23 protein-coding genes are annotated in these 16,543 nt (G+C 28.4%); 4 read left to right on the top strand and 19 right to left on the bottom strand.

Annotated elements, in window-relative coordinates:
• Nucleotides 1–5 precede the first annotated feature (5 nt).
• Nucleotides 6–653 (top strand): trans-aconitate 2-methyltransferase, encoded by a 648-nt coding sequence (locus NL43_RS04175; RefSeq protein ID WP_069592790.1) that lies wholly within the window; start codon nt 6–8, stop codon nt 651–653.
• A gap of 17 nt (nt 654–670) precedes the next feature.
• Entirely contained in the window at nt 671–1,348 is a 678-nt protein-coding gene (locus NL43_RS04180) for a trans-aconitate 2-methyltransferase (protein WP_069592791.1), read from the top strand.
• A 105-nt stretch (nt 1,349–1,453) separates the two neighbouring features.
• On the opposite strand, the gene ftsY is transcribed toward NL43_RS04180, so the two are convergent.
• The 19 genes from ftsY to NL43_RS04275 all read right to left on the bottom strand — a co-directional run bounded on the left by ftsY (nt 1,454) and on the right by NL43_RS04275 (nt 15,066).
• Complete coding sequence (ftsY, locus tag NL43_RS04185; RefSeq protein WP_069592792.1) at nt 1,454–2,842, bottom strand: signal recognition particle-docking protein FtsY; 1,389 nt, start codon at nt 2,840–2,842, stop codon at nt 1,454–1,456.
• Nucleotides 2,843–3,120: 278 nt separating this feature from the next.
• The gene (gene pfdA / locus NL43_RS04190; protein WP_069592793.1) at nt 3,121–3,537 is read right to left on the bottom strand and encodes a prefoldin subunit alpha; all 417 of its coding nucleotides are present in this window, start codon (nt 3,535–3,537) and stop codon (nt 3,121–3,123) included.
• A 40-nt stretch (nt 3,538–3,577) separates the two neighbouring features.
• The gene (rpl18a, locus tag NL43_RS04195) at nt 3,578–3,802 is read right to left on the bottom strand and encodes a 50S ribosomal protein L18Ae (RefSeq protein WP_069592794.1); all 225 of its coding nucleotides are present in this window, start codon (nt 3,800–3,802) and stop codon (nt 3,578–3,580) included.
• Nucleotides 3,799–4,473: a translation initiation factor IF-6 gene (locus tag NL43_RS04200; RefSeq protein WP_069592795.1), complete on the bottom strand. Its 675-nt coding sequence runs from the start codon at nt 4,471–4,473 to the stop codon at nt 3,799–3,801. The genes rpl18a and NL43_RS04200 overlap by 4 nt, the downstream gene beginning before the upstream one ends.
• Before the next feature lie 222 nt (nt 4,474–4,695).
• Nucleotides 4,696–4,941 (bottom strand): 50S ribosomal protein L31e, encoded by a 246-nt coding sequence (locus NL43_RS04205; RefSeq protein ID WP_069592796.1) that lies wholly within the window; start codon nt 4,939–4,941, stop codon nt 4,696–4,698.
• A gap of 59 nt (nt 4,942–5,000) precedes the next feature.
• Nucleotides 5,001–5,156 carry a 50S ribosomal protein L39e gene (locus tag NL43_RS04210; RefSeq protein WP_069592797.1) on the bottom strand — a complete coding sequence of 52 codons (156 nt, stop codon included), beginning with the start codon at nt 5,154–5,156 and terminating at the stop codon, nt 5,001–5,003.
• The gene (locus NL43_RS04215) at nt 5,143–5,739 is read right to left on the bottom strand and encodes a 7-cyano-7-deazaguanine synthase (RefSeq protein ID WP_069592798.1); all 597 of its coding nucleotides are present in this window, start codon (nt 5,737–5,739) and stop codon (nt 5,143–5,145) included. The genes NL43_RS04210 and NL43_RS04215 overlap by 14 nt, the downstream gene beginning before the upstream one ends.
• A gap of 28 nt (nt 5,740–5,767) precedes the next feature.
• On the bottom strand, nt 5,768–6,124 hold the full coding sequence (locus NL43_RS04220; protein WP_069592799.1) for a DNA-binding protein: 357 nt from the start codon (nt 6,122–6,124) through the stop codon (nt 5,768–5,770).
• 51 nt (nt 6,125–6,175) lie between these two features.
• Complete coding sequence (locus NL43_RS04225) at nt 6,176–6,613, bottom strand: 30S ribosomal protein S19e (RefSeq protein WP_069592800.1); 438 nt, start codon at nt 6,611–6,613, stop codon at nt 6,176–6,178.
• A gap of 64 nt (nt 6,614–6,677) precedes the next feature.
• Nucleotides 6,678–6,908, bottom strand: coding sequence for a YhbY family RNA-binding protein (locus NL43_RS04230; RefSeq protein WP_069592801.1), 231 nt, complete (start codon nt 6,906–6,908; stop codon nt 6,678–6,680).
• A gap of 60 nt (nt 6,909–6,968) precedes the next feature.
• Nucleotides 6,969–7,235 (bottom strand): ribonuclease P protein component 4, encoded by a 267-nt coding sequence (locus tag NL43_RS04235; RefSeq protein ID WP_241776216.1) that lies wholly within the window; start codon nt 7,233–7,235, stop codon nt 6,969–6,971.
• A gap of 344 nt (nt 7,236–7,579) precedes the next feature.
• Nucleotides 7,580–8,119 (bottom strand): adenylate kinase family protein, encoded by a 540-nt coding sequence (locus tag NL43_RS04240; RefSeq protein WP_069592883.1) that lies wholly within the window; start codon nt 8,117–8,119, stop codon nt 7,580–7,582.
• Nucleotides 8,120–8,227: 108 nt separating this feature from the next.
• Entirely contained in the window at nt 8,228–9,427 is a 1,200-nt protein-coding gene (thrC, locus tag NL43_RS04245; protein WP_069592803.1) for a threonine synthase, read from the bottom strand.
• A gap of 492 nt (nt 9,428–9,919) precedes the next feature.
• Nucleotides 9,920–10,708 (bottom strand): hypothetical protein, encoded by a 789-nt coding sequence (locus tag NL43_RS04250; protein ID WP_158005552.1) that lies wholly within the window; start codon nt 10,706–10,708, stop codon nt 9,920–9,922.
• A gap of 250 nt (nt 10,709–10,958) precedes the next feature.
• Nucleotides 10,959–11,162 (bottom strand): hypothetical protein, encoded by a 204-nt coding sequence (locus NL43_RS04255; RefSeq protein ID WP_069592805.1) that lies wholly within the window; start codon nt 11,160–11,162, stop codon nt 10,959–10,961.
• 38 nt (nt 11,163–11,200) lie between these two features.
• Entirely contained in the window at nt 11,201–11,782 is a 582-nt protein-coding gene (locus tag NL43_RS04260; protein WP_069592806.1) for a TIGR00267 family protein, read from the bottom strand.
• 16 nt (nt 11,783–11,798) lie between these two features.
• Nucleotides 11,799–13,007 carry a hydroxymethylglutaryl-CoA reductase (NADPH) gene (gene hmgA / locus NL43_RS04265; RefSeq protein WP_069592807.1) on the bottom strand — a complete coding sequence of 403 codons (1,209 nt, stop codon included), beginning with the start codon at nt 13,005–13,007 and terminating at the stop codon, nt 11,799–11,801.
• Between the two features lie 225 nt (nt 13,008–13,232).
• On the bottom strand, nt 13,233–14,093 hold the full coding sequence (gene sucD, locus NL43_RS04270) for a succinate--CoA ligase subunit alpha (protein WP_069592808.1): 861 nt from the start codon (nt 14,091–14,093) through the stop codon (nt 13,233–13,235).
• Between the two features lie 244 nt (nt 14,094–14,337).
• The gene (locus NL43_RS04275; RefSeq protein WP_069592809.1) at nt 14,338–15,066 is read right to left on the bottom strand and encodes a hypothetical protein; all 729 of its coding nucleotides are present in this window, start codon (nt 15,064–15,066) and stop codon (nt 14,338–14,340) included.
• 169 nt (nt 15,067–15,235) lie between these two features.
• Here NL43_RS04275 and aroD point away from each other — a divergent pair, with 169 nt between their 5' ends.
• Nucleotides 15,236–15,880 (top strand): type I 3-dehydroquinate dehydratase, encoded by a 645-nt coding sequence (gene aroD, locus NL43_RS04280; RefSeq protein WP_256365391.1) that lies wholly within the window; start codon nt 15,236–15,238, stop codon nt 15,878–15,880.
• 4 nt (nt 15,881–15,884) lie between these two features.
• Nucleotides 15,885–16,538 (top strand): hypothetical protein, encoded by a 654-nt coding sequence (locus NL43_RS04285; protein ID WP_069592811.1) that lies wholly within the window; start codon nt 15,885–15,887, stop codon nt 16,536–16,538.
• The last annotated feature ends 5 nt before the right edge of the window (nt 16,539–16,543 follow it).

Below are 16,543 nucleotides of genomic sequence, written 5' to 3' on the forward strand. Positions count from 1 at the left end.
ATACTTTGTATGAAAACAATTATAATCCAAATATAAACAAAACAATAATATATTATGATGAAATGACTGATGCATTAATAAATGCAATTCCAGATAACAAATCAAATCCTAGAATATTAGATTTAGGTTGTGGAACTGGTGGACTTGTAACAAAAATATTTAAAAGATTTCCTAAAGCTCATGTAGTATGTGTAGATATATCTAATGTAATGATTGAAATAGCAAAGGAAAACCTATCAGACTATGATAATGTTGAATTCATACAAGATGATTTTACAAAAATGAAATTTACTAGTAATTATGATGCAGTAATATCCTCAGTAACACTAAATTATCTTTCATATGAATCTAAAAAGAAATTACTTGAAAAAGTATATGATGCATTAAATAAAGGTGGTGTATTTTACAATGCTGACTTTTTAATGCCAAATAGTAAATATAATGATATACTAAATCAAAGAAAATTTGAAGAATATCTTAAAGAAAAAGATATATTAATACAAAATGCAACAGACAATGAAAAAACAAAGAAATATACTTCATCATTCACAGTATTAGGAATAATAAAATTACTTGATTCAATTGGATTTAAAGAAATTGATTTAATATGGAAATATTATTCAAATGGGGTTCTTGGCGGAACAAAACTATAAAAAAAAGGAGATGAACTATGTCTGACTTAAAAGAACATTTTAATAAAGCAGCAGAAGACTATGATAATTTAATAAATAAAACATTAATAAATTATGATGAAATGATAACTGCACTAATAAATGCAATACCTGATAATGAAGAACCAAGAATATTAGATCTTGGCTGTGGAACAGGAAACATAACACAAAAAGTACTAGAACGATTTCCAAATGCAAAAATAACATGTCTTGATTTATCAGATAAAATGATAAAACTTGCAAAAGAAAAACTAGCAGGCTATGATAATGTAGAATATGTATTGGGAGACTTCACAATAATTGATATAATTGATAAATATGATGCAATAATATCTTCATTAGCATTACATCATATACCTACTGATGAAGGTAAAAAGAAGATGTATCAACATATATATAATGCATTAAATGAAGGTGGAGTATTCTATAATGCAGATGTAATAAAACCAAATAGTAAATATAATGCAAAATTAAATGAACGTATGAATGATAAATATATGCAAGACAATGGAGTATCTAAAGATACTCAAGATAATCATAAACAAAAACGAGAAAATAATGATATTCCTATAACCCTTATAGCACATCTGAAACTACTTGAAGAAGTAGGATTTAAAGAAATTGATGTAATTTGGAAATATTATGCAAATGCAGTATATGGTGGAACAAGATTATAATTCCACTATACTATAACTTCCTCTTTTATAATATTAAAAAAGAGAAATACTATTTTTAAGAAAATAAATTTAAATAAAAAGAGTTATTTGGTAAGAAACCTAATTCTAAGCTTCTTCTTCACCAAATATTTGATTAATCATCCATGAAGGTTCAAATTCCATTAAATCATCATAAGATTGACCTGTACCTATAAATAATATTGGTTTATTAATTACATGTCCTATAGATATAGCTGCTCCACCCTTAGCATCTGCATCAGCTTTAGTTAAAATAATACCATCAATATCTATGACTTCATTGAATTTAGTTGCTTGTTCAGTAGCATCATTTCCCATTAATGCATCTCCAACATAAAGCACAATATCTGGTTGTGATACTCTTTTAATTTTTTTCATTTCATCCATAAGGTTAGCATTTGTTTGCATACGACCTGATGTATCAATCAATACAACATCTTTACCTGTTGCTTTTGCATGTTCAACAGTATCATATGCAACAGCTGCAGGATCAGAGTTACGTTCATGTTTTATTATTTTAAGATTTAAGTTTTTAGCATGATATTCTAGTTGTTCAATAGCTCCCGCTCTAAATGTATCTGATGCACCAAGTACTGATGAGTAATTATGTTTTTCAAGATATTTTGCTATTTTAGCAATAGTTGTTGTTTTACCAGTACCATTAATACCTACAAACATTATTTTATAAGGTTCTCCTTTTGATTTAGCTGCTTCAATATCACCTAATAAATCATAATATCCATTATCTATAATCTCAGTTATAGCTTTTTTAAGTGCATTTGTTGTAAATAATTCCATATCTCCTCGACGTTTAATTTTACGTCCTATAAGATCTTCTTTTACTGCTTCAACTATTCTGTCAGCAACATCAAATGCAACATCACCTTCAATGAGGGAAAATTCTAATTCTTCAAGAATTTCTTCAATATCTTCTTCTTTAATTGTTTTTTTAGTAATAAATCCAAATCTACTACCTTTTTCTTCTCCATCATATTTTGTTTCTTTTTCAGCATCTGATTTTTCTTCAGATTCTTCTTTAATTTCTGATGGTTCGTTAATAGTTTCGTCTTCTTCAGAGAGGGAATCTTCTAGTTTTTCTTCACTAGTATCGTTTGATTGTTTTTCAAGTTCTTCTTGTTCTGGTTCTTTTTCCTCTTCATCTTCTTTTTTATTTTTATTTCTTCGTAAGAATCCAAAAAATCCTTTTTTATCTTCTTTTTCTTCTTCAGAGTCAGATTCTTCTTCAGTTTCATCTATTGTTTCTTCTTCCAGAGGTTCATGGGATTTTTCTTCAGTTTCATCAGCTGATTTTTCCTCTTCTTCGTTAGATTCTACTTCTTCTGTTTCACTAGTTTCTTCTATTTCTTCTTCAACAGGTTCTTCAATAGATTCTTGTTCAGTTATTTCATCTTCAGGTACTGCTTTTTCTGAATCTTTTATTGTTTTATTTATTCGTTTACGTATGAAATCAAACAAGTTTTCACAATCCTTATTATATTTTTTTTAGGTGGCTATGTGTATTGTTTTATAATTATGTTTTTACTCAATAAAAAATGTAATGATTTTCATATGTTTTAAAGAATTGTTTAATAAATTTTTAAATAAAGAAATATTATAATGATTATAATTTAACATATCTTGTTATATTAGTTAATTTTAGAATTAATTAAATATTTAAAATTAGAAAATATTTTTTTTTTAGAATTAGTTTTATGGGAGTTGATAAAAAAAAGAGTAGAGATAACTAAAAGTACTTATTGTACTCCAGTTTCTTTCATTAGTCTTTCTGCTTCTGGTCTTTGTTTTGCAATGTATTCATTAATTTGTTGTAATTGTTCAGTTAAAGCTTTAACTAATTTTTCTACTTCTTCTTTGTCTTGTTTTAGAGTTTTTTCTGCTTCTTCTCTACTTTTTTTGATAGCTACTTCAGCACCTACACCCATGATGATGTCTTCGGATTTAAGTTCTGTAGTAATGAAACATCCTGCACCAATAGGTACTAATGTTTCTTTTCCAGCTGTTCCTTTAATACCTTTAACAGCTTCTTCAGCAGATTTTATATCATTTAATGATATATTTAGTTGCTCTAATTGTTTAGTAATTGTTTCTCCTTGTTGTTGTAATTGATTTATTTCATTAACCATTTGTTCTAATCTTTTTCTGTCATCCATAAGATTACACTCCATATGCTAATGGTGCAGTGTTGCACATTTAAATTAAATCTTTTACTACTGGATCAGTTACTTCATCTGCTGTAATTTCAGAAATATCTTCGAAGATGATAGAGTCTCTGTTTAATCTGTGTTTACTACCAAATTCAGAATATAATTTTTCTTGAACATCTTCTTCTTTTATTCCTTTTAATTCTCTTGTAAATGGTTTAACTTTATCCACGTCTAATAATTTTCCTTTTACTCTAAATATTTTTGTTTTCATAATGATCCCTCAAATAAGTTGAATACTTGGTCAATCCTTGCTAGTTCGGGTCCTGTAGTTTTATTTCCTACAATAACACCATTGGAATTTGCAATGATACATGCTCCTACGAGTTTAACTCCACGGTTAACCGTACCAATTTCTGCAGGTACACCTAATACATCTTCTACTAAATCTAATTCCTCTTCTGATGCATCAGGATGTACTAAAGCGCCTTTATTTGTTGCAACTATTGTAGAACCTATTATATCTAATCCAGCTATAGTACATTCAACAACTTCAACATCTAATGTACTTCTAATAATTTTTTTAGCTTTGTTAGATAAGTCAGGATTTACTAAAGCTCCATTATCATTAGCTACAATAATATTTCCTATTGCAGTTAATTTATCAGGCATAATTTCAACATTAATATCATGTTCACGAATAATATCTACTTCATGTGCGAAGATATATGGTGATACAAGTAGACCGTTAGAATTTCCAGCCATTAATGCTCCTGCTAGGTTACTACCACAGATTGGTGTTTTAATTATTGGTACATTTAATGTTTCTTTAATACTTTTTAAGTATGATTCTTGAAGTCCCGGTGAAACTATAGCAACATTATCCTTTGCTAAGATTGAAACACCTAAATTTGGGTTTCCATCAATATCAAATCTTTGTATCATATTTCTCACTCCATCTGTGAACTATTTTTTCCTATTAAATATGTATCAATATAATTTATGATGTACATCTCTTAAACATCTAAATTATATTTAAGTAGGTAGAGAGGTGATTAAGTTCTCTGTTACATGTATACATTATTATCTAAATCTTTAGTAACTCGTATCTATGTTAAAGAGTTAGATAACATAATAATCTCATAGTTAGCATTTAGTAAAAATTATTTATTCATCTACTAATGTTACTTCTACAGTTCCATCTTCTTCAGTAGCTTTAACTTTAATTTTTGATGGGATTTTTTCTCGTCCTCTTTCCCATATTTTTTCGTTAACAGCTTGATCAATGATAACGTCTTCAGCTTTCACATGTTTTTGAATGAATTCTCTGATGTATCTCATTGCTTTTGATGCCCTTTTTTGTCTAGGTACTCTTTTTACATCTCTTAGTGGAATTGTGTAAATTCTTTCCATTCTAATACACTCCTATACGTTTATTCTTATAAAATATAAAATTTAAACTACTAATGAGTTTATACTTTAATTTTACTTCTACTCCATTGTCTAGCTTTTGGATGAGTTCTTAATTTTCTTGCTGTTTTCATCATAGCGAAGATAGGAACTCTTCTGTTTTGTTTAGTTTTTTTAGCTAATCTTAATTTTTTAGGTAAAGTTTTATTTTTGCTCATTTTCCTTCCATCCTATAACTCTTGATTGTATATGTTGTGGGAATATTTCATCTGTGTTATATCCTTTTTCTTGAAGTAAGACTCTGATTTCCATTTCATAATCTGAACTATTATGAATATTACTTTCAGCTTTCTGAAGATTAAATAATCTATCACAAGTATCATTTATGGTTTTATAACCAATTCCTGTAAGATTTAGATACTGGATATTTTTACGATCTTCTAGACTTTGAATTTCTGAAAATGTTAATTTTGGAATTCTATCTTCTCGTCTTGTTCCATCAGCAATAATACTATATTCATCTGATAAAATTTCAAGAACTGTATGATGTATATGATTTATACCATTATTTGGGAAATTATCTTTAATAATCATATTAACTGCATCATTCAGGATTTCTTGGTCTAATTGTATGACTTTATGTTTAAAGTTCAGACTTTCAGCTGATTGTGTTGCAGGTATACTTGAATTAAATTTACCAAAGTTAATAGTAACTAATTCAACATCATATCCTAGTTTATCTAATATAACTGCCATTAATGAACTATCTTTTCCACCACTATATAATACAGCTGCTTTCATTTAAATACACTAATATTATATTTTAAGGTTATTTTCTTGTGATATGAATTTCATGCTTTTTGCTAGTTGTTTCCATTAAGATTTGTTTTACTGTAGCATCACTTACTGGTATTTGTAAACGTCCAGCTTGTGCTAATTGAATTAATTGCATTTCAATAGCATTTACAAGTTCTGCTTTTGTTAATCTTAAGTTAGCGAGTCTTTGACGTGCTTCTGGTGATAATATTTGTCTCAACGCATTTTTCTTCTCTTCTTCGTATTTTTGTCTCATTGCTTCTTCTTGTTGCATTTGTTGAAGATTAGCTCCTTGTTGTTGCTGAGCAGCCATTTGTTGTTGTTGAAGTTCTTCCATTCTTTTACGTCTAATTTCGTCAAGTTCACTCATTTAATACAACTCCTTCTATTTCATATCCTGGACTTTATTTACTAATTATAATTAGTATTTTGATAATTCAGGAATATCTTTAACTATTTCAGCAGCTTTTGCATCTAAGTAGGATTGACCTGCAGGTGTTACAGTTCTTCCTTCTGCTGTTTGTTGTACGTAACCAGCATCTTCTAATTGTTGTAATGCAGTTCTTATAATAGATCCACTACCTCTTCTGAATTTTTCAGGGTTGGTACCTCTATCTTTGTTGCCACCGTATTTAGTTTGTAATCTACTAATTCCTACAGGACCATCTACATATACTCTTCTTAATAAAGCTGCGGTTCTTACATACCACCAATCTGGGTCTTCAGGTCTGCGTTCTTTGTGAACTCCTGTTTTAACAAATTGAGCCCATGCAGGTGCGTCTATTTTATCATTTTCTTTTAATTCTTTACTTACTGCGCTAATTAAACTGTCAGCAGGTACATCGAATGCTGTTGTCATGGTTTAATTTGCCTCCTATTAAATTATAATGTTTTATTTTAAAGTTTGCCTATATCTTTAGAGATTATTTTCTCTTATATAATACAGCTACATTACCTCTAACATCAATTAATTTGGACTTTGTACCAGTAACAATTTCTTCTAAAAAATCATCCTTATTAGATGCGATTGTTCTAGAAAATCGTACTTTAACAATTTCTCCATCTTTTAGTTGACGTTTGATTTCTTCAATTACATTTTCATTAATACCGTTTTTTCCAACATTAATTTCAACTGCATTTAAAGAATTTCTCATTATTTCTTTTCTACTCTGGACTTTGCTCAAATTAAATCATACTCCATTAATTTATTTAACCTAGTTTTTCTTACGAGTGTAAGGGACTTTAACTAAATTACCACATTCAAGACATTTTCTTGTTATAGTGTCTTTAGAAAGTCTTACTCTTAAGTTAGTTCCTGGTTTAAGGAATTTGTTACAATTTTTACAAAACCTTCCTCGCCAATAATCAGGTAATGGTATATTATATTTAGTAGAGATATTACGAGTTAACTTAACATAACGATCAGATCGTTCTGGGTGATTGGAAAATTCCTTCTCTGCTTGTTCAAACAGTATTTGCATTCTCTCGAGTGCTATAGTGTTTATCCAATTAGGTCGTTTTCTTCTACTCAAAAATATCTAATCCTCTAAAAAATATAGAATATTCTTCTTAAGTGCAAGGAATGAAATTATGAAAAATACATAAAATCTAGATAGTAAACTTAAGAATAATAATATAATTTATGTAAACCTTTATTTAAATACCTTATGATACTATTGTCTATAAAAAATAGAAAATCACATATGAATTTAAAATTCACATGTTTTGTTTATTAATTTTTAAATTACATGGAGTTTAAAATTTTTCTCGAAAAATAATTTTTGGAAAACTATATATTATAGTTTTAACAATAATTAGAAATTTATTAAAGATATGTAAAATACTTTTCAAGATAATCAATATTACCTAAAGGAAACTCTTTTTCACCTTTAATAATTTCTGAAAGAATATCTGCAGTTTCCAGGGCATTTGTATCAGTAGTATCTAATTCTTGGACAATCTCACCATATGTTTCATAACTTTCAGATGTACATATCCCAAGAATCTCTGATGAAATATTTTCTCGTACTTTTCGATCTGGCCAATTTCTAGGCTTCAAACGTTTTTCAAGTACTAATGGATCACATCTAAGAACTATAATCATGTCAGCATTAGGATAATCCTGTGCAAGATGACCTTCAAAGATAATTAATTCATTACTGTCCTCTTTTATTTTATCCACAATAGGAATCATACTTTCAGTATCAACTATCTTATATCCACGAAGCTCATCAGTGCCTAAATTTAAATTATACTCTTCAAGTAAACTATTAATACTAATAAGCTTTGCATTCATTTTTTCTGCAACTAATTTTGAAACAGTACTCTTTCCAGTACCAGGAGTACCTGTAATAATAATTATCATAATAATCAAGGAATATTTTTTCTTTTTCAGCATTAAAATTATTTTTGTTATTAAAGTAATATGTGAAAATAAATTTATTTATAAAAAAAGTGTTAAGAAAGGAGGAACTTATAAAGTTCTTATAACATTTCTTATTTCATTAGGGTCTGATGATACTGGTGTAGGATCTTCACATGCATCAATTGCTACGTTAGGATCTTTTAATACGTGTCCTGTTACAATACATACAACACGTTCTCCTTTATCAATTTCACCGTTTTCAGCTAATTTTTTAAGTCCTGCAATAGATGCTGCAGATGCTGGTTCTACACCAATACCTTCTGTTCTTGCAAGATATTTTTGTGCTGCAAGGATTTCATCGTCACTTACAGTTTCTGCAGTACCATTTGATTCTTTAATTGCTCTCATAGCTTTAACAGAACTTACAGGTGCTCCTATTCTAATTGCTGTTGCAATTGTATCAGGATTTTCTACAGGAGTTACTGTTTCTGTTCCTGTTTTAACTGCATTTGCTATTGGAGCACTGTTTTCTGCTTGAATACCAGTCATCATTGGTGTGTCTTTAATGTATCCTGCTTCTCTGAATTCAGTTATACCTTTCCATATTGCTGAAATGTTTCCTGCATTACCTACTGGTAATATTATTCTATCAGGTGATTGCCATCCAAGGTCATGTACAACTTCAAATCCAATAGTTTTTTGTCCTTCAAGACGGAATGGGTTTATTGAATTTAGGAGATATAATTCACCATCTAATGCTAATTCGGTGATTGTTTCAAGAGCATCATCAAAGTTTCCATCAATAGCAAATACTTTTGCTCCATGGAACATTGCTTGTGCTAGTTTTCCTAAAGCTACTTTTCCTGATGGTAGTACTACTGCACATTTAAGTCCTGCACGTGCTGCATATGCTGATAATGATGCTGATGTGTTACCTGTGGATGCACATCCAACCATATCTACACCTAAATCAATAGCTTTTGTAGTTCCTACACTCATTCCTCTGTCTTTGAAACTTCCGGTAGGGTTTGATCCTTCTACTTTAACGTAGAGATCTACTCCTAGTTCTTCACCGATTTTTTCACATTTACAAAATGGTGTTCCACCTTCATCTAGACTTACTCTATTTTCAGCATTTACTGGTAAAAATTCTTTGTATTTCCAGATATTATCTCTTCTGTTTTCAAAGGTATCACGTGGGATGCCATCTACATTGGTTTCTACTTCAAGTATTGATCCACATTTTTTACATGTATATATAATTTCATTATCGTCGTATTCTTCTCCACAAGAAATACATCGTATCATTTAAATTCTCCTATTAAATTCTATTAATGGTTTAATTTGAATAAATTATCCCAATATTTTTTCATTATTATATTTTATTTATTTTCTATCTAATATTATTTATCTATTATATTGGGAATTTTTTAGAAATTAAATTAAAAATTATCTTATAAAAAAAAGTTATTTTGAAATAAGTGGGGTATAAGGATGTGTGAAGTATTAATATCATAAGTAGTGGTGAATAATGATATTTTTTTTCTAAAATAAATTACTGTAAGCAATGTATATGCTATAAAGTAGTTTTATGGATATTTATTTTTTGAATTTGGACAAACTAAACACTTTTCCTTATACTATTATTCTTATTACTTTTATTATTATATAAGTTTTTTTATAGTGATTTGATAAAAAAATACAAGTTACTTGAATAAGTCATATTATTTGGTAATAAAATTAAAGTAATTCTTAAAAATAAAATTTGAAAATTATAAAAAAATAAAATAAGTTTTGTTACTAATTAATAGTAACATTTTGTACTTTGATTGCATCGTTTGGATCTGTTTCTAAAGCATCATCAAATAAATATATTTCAGCACGTGCAGGACGTAAATTTGCATTATTTGTCATTGCTGTTCCTGATGCTTTAATTATTTGGTCTTGTGTAGGATTATTGGTATTCCATACTAGTGAACTATCTCCAATAACAGCATTATTAGAATCATAGAATATAACTTTCATGCTCAAATAACTAAAACTTTTATGTGGTGTTATATCACATGAAACAGTATACATACTATAACCCTCACTTTGAATTGAAACATTATTTATTTCAAGGGCATCACTAGATTGAGCTGAAGCTAAAGCAAAACCACTACTTCCAACAAAACTAATTATAAAAATAAGAACTATTGTAATAAAAGGGATTGTCCATAAGTAAGTATTATTATTTTTCATAGTAACTTGTGGTACATTATCTATATTAGAATTATCACCAAAATAGTGAACATTATTTATAATTGATGAAGTAGTACTTAGCTGAGCAGATTTGTCTTTTTCAATAAATGCAAATACACCTGCAATAATATAAAATACAAATCCCATTATACCATAAAGACTTATTCCAATTAATACACAAATTCCCGAAACAATATATTGAATTCCTGCAACCCGGTAATCTTTATCAAATAACCACATACCAAGAAGACCAAGAAGTCCTGCAAGCATAGCTATTATACCATTGACTATGAGTTCTGAACTAAATGCTGCTATAAAAAAATGTAAAAATAGCTCCAAGAATAGCAAATATACATCCAACTATTCCAAATATGTAATTTATTTTCAACTATTTCACCTCCTAGTATAACTAATTAAAACTTGTTTATTAATTTATTTTTCTAACTTAATATAATTTAATAAATTCATGTTTATTCATAAATTTATTCTTATACTATCTTTATATTTCTAAAAAACATGTTTTAATGATAAAATAGTTAATTTTAGTAATATATTTTAATTTTAATTAATTTAAAAATAGATATTATTAAAAAGGGGGTTATATATTATTTATATCAATTTGTTCTTTAATAATTGATTCTAGTACATCATCATCAATAGTATTAAGAATAACTTCATCAGCACCATACTGATTTGCTAATTTCTTAAATTCCTCATCACTTGGTTTTTCATCTCTTTGATAATATAAATCTTTTATAATTACTTGTTCTTTGATTAACACTACATGATACTTATATATCATTACACATCATCTCAATAAAAAAATAAATTAAAATAGGATTATTCTCCACCTATTAAGAAACTTATAACTACTATAATTATACCTACACAAATAATTTGTACAGCAGTTTTCAGCATACTTTCCTTTGAAATTTTTCCAAGATATGCTCCTAGCACAGCTAACATAACAAAACAAATTGTGAGTGTAGTGGCAAGTGCAGTGTAAATATCACCAATTAAGAAAAATGGAATTGATGGTATGAATGAACCCATAAAACTAGCACTACCATGAGTTAACATACTCATAAATACACGATACTTAGCTTCCTGGTGAATAATAGTATCATCAAGACTACGTTCTTCAAGAAGCATTTTACTTTCTAAATCACGTATATATTTTCCTTCTTCTGCATGTTCACCTACATATGAACCATAACCATTAGATAATGCTATAGCAATACCACCACTTAGTCCTGTAAGACCCACAGTAGTAGGATTTACATTTCCACCTGATGCTATTCCCATCAAAGCAGCTGTTAGGGAAATACTCATAACTGTTAATATTCCATCTAGTGAACCTAATGCAAGATATCTGCTCATTTCTATATAATCTTTAATAATTTGTTTTAGTGTAACATTCATATAAAATCTTTTTCTCCTATCTTCCCAATTGTTTATGTGCTTTTGCTAAATGTCCTGCTGCTAAAGCTCCAATTAATGATAATTCTCCTGCCAATACAATTCCACCAACAATTGAAGCATATCTTTCTACTTTATTAGAACCTTTTGCTCCAAGTAAATTAAGTGATTCTGTGGCTGTTTCAAGACGAGTACCTCCACCTACTGTTGCCACTGGTAAGTCAGGTAATGTTACACTGAAATATAAATCCCCATTATCGTTTTCAGCAGTTGTAATTCCAAGACTTCCTTCAACTACATGTGCAGGGTCTTGTCCTGTTGCTAAAAATATAGCTGCAACCATATTTGCAAAATGTGCATTATAACCATAACTTCCAGATATAGCAGATCCTACAAGATTTTTAGCATAATTTACTTCAACTATTGCTTCAGTAGTAGTTTTCAATGTTTTTTCAACCACTTCTTTTGGAACAATTACTTCTGCTACAACACTTTTTCCTCGTCCTTCAATAAGATTTACTGCAGCTGCTTTTTTATCTACGCAGAAATTTCCACTTAAAGCTAAAACCTGGATATCATTTTCTTTTTCTATTAGTTTTAATGCTTCTTCAGTAGCAATTGTCACCATGTTCATACCCATACTATCTCCAGTTTCATAAACAAATCTAGGATATACAAATCTTCCAACTATTGCTATTGGATCAATTTTTAATAATTTTCCATGACTTGTTGTGGATTCAGCTACTTTTTTTATCTCATTAAAGTTATCATTTATCCATTTTTTTAATTTATTTGCATCTATTGTATTTTTTGTTTTAATTACTGGGGATCTTGTCATTTGATTAGATAATATAGATACATTACATCCATCTGAACGTCTTATAACAGAACATCCTCTATTTACACTTGCAAGTAATGCTCCTTCTGTTGTGGCAAGAGGAACATATGTTTCAATAGTTTCTTCTTCATTATGTATGGTTATAGGTCCTGCTACACCTACTGGTACTTGTATTGTTCCTATTGGATTTTCAATGTTTTTCTTAGCAGTTTCTGTCATGTCAATAGAATATTTTGAAATGTGGTTAAGTTCAACACCTGTTTGTCTTTCAATAAATTTTCTTCGTATATCTGTTGCTTGATTTGCTGTGTCGGTGTATTTCTCTATTTCAAATATTTTTATTTCTCCAGATTCTAATTTTTCAATAATTTCTTTTTCTGTTAAGTCCATATAAATGCACCATTTTTAGGATTATTATATTGTTTATTTGTTTATTATATTATTAATAGTAATATTTTTTTACTTAAAAATAAAATGAATTTAACTATTTTTTTTCAATTTTTAGGAGGTTTTTCATATTTTTAAGTATATATTTTCTAAAAAAAAGATGATTGTATCTATGTATAGATACAATTTCCTGTTTGAGCGTTGGTAATGAATATTATTGTATTGTTATTATAAGTTTTTTATTATATTTACAATATCTGCAGGTCTATCTGCTACATGAACTCCATGTCCTGCTAGTAAATCTTTTTTGTTTTGTGCTGTTCCATCAGTTCCTTCAATAATTGCACCTGCATGTCCCATACGTTTACCTAGTGGTGCAGATACACCTGCAATAAATGATACTATTGGTTTTGTCAAATGTTCTTCAGCATATTTTGCTGCTTTAACTTCTGCAATTCCTCCAATTTCACCAAGCATTACTATTTTTTCAGTTTCAGAATCTTCTTCGAATTTTTTAAGAATATCTGTGAAGTTTTGTCCATTTACTGGATCTCCACCAATACCTACTGCAGTGCTTATTCCAATTCCGGAATTACTAATTTGACTAGCTACTTCGTATGTTAATGTTCCACTTCTAGATACTAATCCTACTTTTCCTTTTTGGAATATATGGGTTGGCATAATTCCTAGTTTACCAATTTCTGGGGTTATAATTCCAGGAGTATTAGGTCCAATTAGTATTGTATTATTTTCTTTTGCATATTCTACAATTTCCATAGTGTCTCTTATTGGAATATGTTCTGTTATAATAATAACTAAATCTAATTCAGATATTGCTTCAAAAGCTGCATCTTTAACATAAGGGGCTGGTATGAAGATGATACTTGCATTAACTTCAGGGTGATGTTTTTTGATTTCTTCTATAGAGTTATATACTGGAACTCCTTCTACTGTTTGTCCAGCTTTTCCAGGACTTGTTCCTGCTACTATGTTTGTACCATATGCTAACATATCTTTTGTATGAAATCTTCCTTGTTTTCCAGTAATTCCTTGAACAATTGCATGTGTATTTTCATCTAATAATATCATATTTTAACGCCTTTTATTATCTTATATATGAATAACTATAATTATATTATATTAGGTAGTTATTTTTTCTTTAATTTAATCATTATATTATATGTCATTGTTTAATATTAAATGTTTCTTAGTTTGTTTGTTACTCTTATTTTTTAAAATTATAAGCTATTATATTCTTATTAATTTTTTATGATGTTTATATAAAGTAATTGAGAATTTTTATAAAAGTTCTGGTACTAATCTTGTTTTTTCACTACTTTTCTAATATTCTCATACGATAACTTAAGGGTTCTGATAAGTCAATAAGATTACTATTCATAATAGCTGTAATACTAAATATGACACTTCCAGGTATAACATTTGCAGGTGTGTGTCTTCTAACAAGATATGTATTTTTATTTCCAAGAATGGCTCCCATCATTGCACCTGCAACAACACCTACTTGTTCCACATTTTGTACAGAAGCTATTATTATAGGATCATCTGTTTGACTTGAAACATAACCTACACCAGGTATATGTTTTGTTGAAGCAACACTACTACAACATACATCTCCTACAAAATCCATTCCTTTTGCAGCATCCATTGCAGATTTAGCAACTTTATCAACGAAAGATTCACCACAATATGTGTCAAAACCAATTATCACAGCATCAGGATAAAAATTAGGATTTAAATCAATAACTGCATAAGAAATACCTTCACCCGCATCTTTAGGGGTAGAGCCAACACCATTTAAATCATCAAAACCAAGAGCATTTTCTTTAAGTACTTCAAAAATTGCTTTATTTACTTTTTCAAGGTTGTCATCTTCTAAAACTGCAGTGATAACTATATCATCACCTGTTATATTACTAAGTCTAGAAAATATTGCACCAGAATCTTCAATTTTACTTAAACAACATTCAACATTGTTAATTAATTCATCACTACATGAAATATCATTATCTGATATATCTACACCAAAAGAAACCATTTTCATTTTTATTCAAAACTCCAAGTTAATTCTATATTATATTAAAATATATCTTTCAATAATCATAAAGTATTATCTTAAAAATTTTATGCTAAAAGAAATAGAAATATATGTAGTATTAAATCAAATCTAAAGGAGCGTATATGAAATTATAACTGGAGTATGTGGGTCAATAATAGGAAAAGATGAAGAAAGTATTATAGAACTAGTTCATAAAGCAATAAAACAGGATGTTGATTATATAGAACTACGATTAGATGTAATAGAAAATATAACATCAAAAAAAGCAACTGATATAATCAATAAAATCAGAGAAATAACAAATACGCCTATTATTTTAACTAATAGAACAAAAATAGAGGGTGGATTTTTTAAGGGTAGTGAAGAAGAGAGAATTAATATTCTTAAAGAAAATGCACCACTAGTAGAAATAACTGATATAGAACTAAGTACTAATGAAACATTAAGACAAAGTGTGATAGATACAGCCAATAAAACAATAATATCCTATCATAACTTTGAAATTACACCATCACAGAATTATTTACAAGACATTATAACAAAAGCATATAAAATAGGAGACATACCAAAAATAGCTGTAAAACCATTAACACTTGAAGATACATTTATTCTAGTAAAATTAATGATGGAAAATAAAAACATGATTGGAATATCTATGGATAAAATAGGTTCTTATACAAGAGTATTGGGTCCAATAATTGGTGCACCAGTAACATATGCTGCAATTGATGTTGAATCTGCTCCAGGACAATTAGATGTTAAAACAACAGCAAATATAATAAAACAATTAAAAAATTGATACTATGAATAATGAAGAACGATGTGTAATTAAGACTTTAAATAAACTAGGAGTAGATACAAGATATATTAGTTTATATCAGAATACAATTTATATTAATAATTTAAAATTTTCTAAATTCTCCAGAAAAAGAGAAGAAGAATTTCATGAAGAATACCCTGAAATACAAGTCATACGATTAAAGTTATTCCAGAAAATATGTATTAAAGTTTCACGTACTATAAAAAATCAAATTCATCCACGTGATGAAATATATATTAGTAATGATTCAACTCCTGAAAATATATTATTACATATACTCTTAGAACCTTATCAAAGAAAATATGGAATAACTCTAACAGATACATATGATTCTAGTAAAATAATAGCAAATCCCAAGTTTCTTGATGAATTTGCATCAGAATATATTAATTTAATGATATCTGGAAGAAAAATAACTGATACTTATGAAAAAAATACAATATATCCCTTAATGCATGTACATTATGATTGGATAAATGACTGGATAAAATCAACAAAACTCAAATACACTCCATCCAATTATAAACCAGATGAAAATGTACAGGGAATATTAAACTTCCTAGAAAAACACATACCCAATGTAAATGAATCAATAAAACAATCTGTAACATATCTTGATGAAAATAGGATAGATTAAAAAAA

Origin of the sequence: Methanosphaera sp. WGK6 (genome assembly GCF_001729965.1) — an archaeon.
In the GTDB taxonomy this organism is placed as follows: domain Archaea; phylum Methanobacteriota; class Methanobacteria; order Methanobacteriales; family Methanobacteriaceae; genus Methanosphaera.

Coding starts and splice junctions, on each gene's coding strand:
- NL43_RS04285 (WP_069592811.1), top strand. CDS start 15,885: ATGAATAATGAAGAACGATGTGTAATTAAGACTTTAAATAAACTAGGA.
- NL43_RS04275 (WP_069592809.1), bottom strand. CDS start 15,066: ATGAAAATGGTTTCTTTTGGTGTAGATATATCAGATAATGATATTTCA.
- NL43_RS04230 (WP_069592801.1), bottom strand. CDS start 6,908: ATGAGAAATTCTTTAAATGCAGTTGAAATTAATGTTGGAAAAAACGGT.
- NL43_RS04235 (WP_241776216.1), bottom strand. CDS start 7,235: ATGCAAATACTGTTTGAACAAGCAGAGAAGGAATTTTCCAATCACCCA.
- NL43_RS04260 (WP_069592806.1), bottom strand. CDS start 11,782: ATGAATGTTACACTAAAACAAATTATTAAAGATTATATAGAAATGAGC.
- thrC (WP_069592803.1), bottom strand. CDS start 9,427: ATGATACGATGTATTTCTTGTGGAGAAGAATACGACGATAATGAAATT.
- NL43_RS04200 (WP_069592795.1), bottom strand. CDS start 4,473: ATGATACAAAGATTTGATATTGATGGAAACCCAAATTTAGGTGTTTCA.
- NL43_RS04210 (WP_069592797.1), bottom strand. CDS start 5,156: ATGAGCAAAAATAAAACTTTACCTAAAAAATTAAGATTAGCTAAAAAA.
- pfdA (WP_069592793.1), bottom strand. CDS start 3,537: ATGGATGACAGAAAAAGATTAGAACAAATGGTTAATGAAATAAATCAA.
- NL43_RS04225 (WP_069592800.1), bottom strand. CDS start 6,613: ATGACAACAGCATTCGATGTACCTGCTGACAGTTTAATTAGCGCAGTA.
- rpl18a (WP_069592794.1), bottom strand. CDS start 3,802: ATGAAAACAAAAATATTTAGAGTAAAAGGAAAATTATTAGACGTGGAT.
- NL43_RS04255 (WP_069592805.1), bottom strand. CDS start 11,162: ATGATATATAAGTATCATGTAGTGTTAATCAAAGAACAAGTAATTATA.
- NL43_RS04240 (WP_069592883.1), bottom strand. CDS start 8,119: ATGATAATTATTATTACAGGTACTCCTGGTACTGGAAAGAGTACTGTT.
- hmgA (WP_069592807.1), bottom strand. CDS start 13,007: ATGGACTTAACAGAAAAAGAAATTATTGAAAAATTAGAATCTGGAGAA.
- NL43_RS04215 (WP_069592798.1), bottom strand. CDS start 5,739: ATGAAAGCAGCTGTATTATATAGTGGTGGAAAAGATAGTTCATTAATG.
- sucD (WP_069592808.1), bottom strand. CDS start 14,093: ATGATATTATTAGATGAAAATACACATGCAATTGTTCAAGGAATTACT.
- NL43_RS04205 (WP_069592796.1), bottom strand. CDS start 4,941: ATGGAAAGAATTTACACAATTCCACTAAGAGATGTAAAAAGAGTACCT.
- NL43_RS04220 (WP_069592799.1), bottom strand. CDS start 6,124: ATGAGTGAACTTGACGAAATTAGACGTAAAAGAATGGAAGAACTTCAA.
- NL43_RS04180 (WP_069592791.1), top strand. CDS start 671: ATGTCTGACTTAAAAGAACATTTTAATAAAGCAGCAGAAGACTATGAT.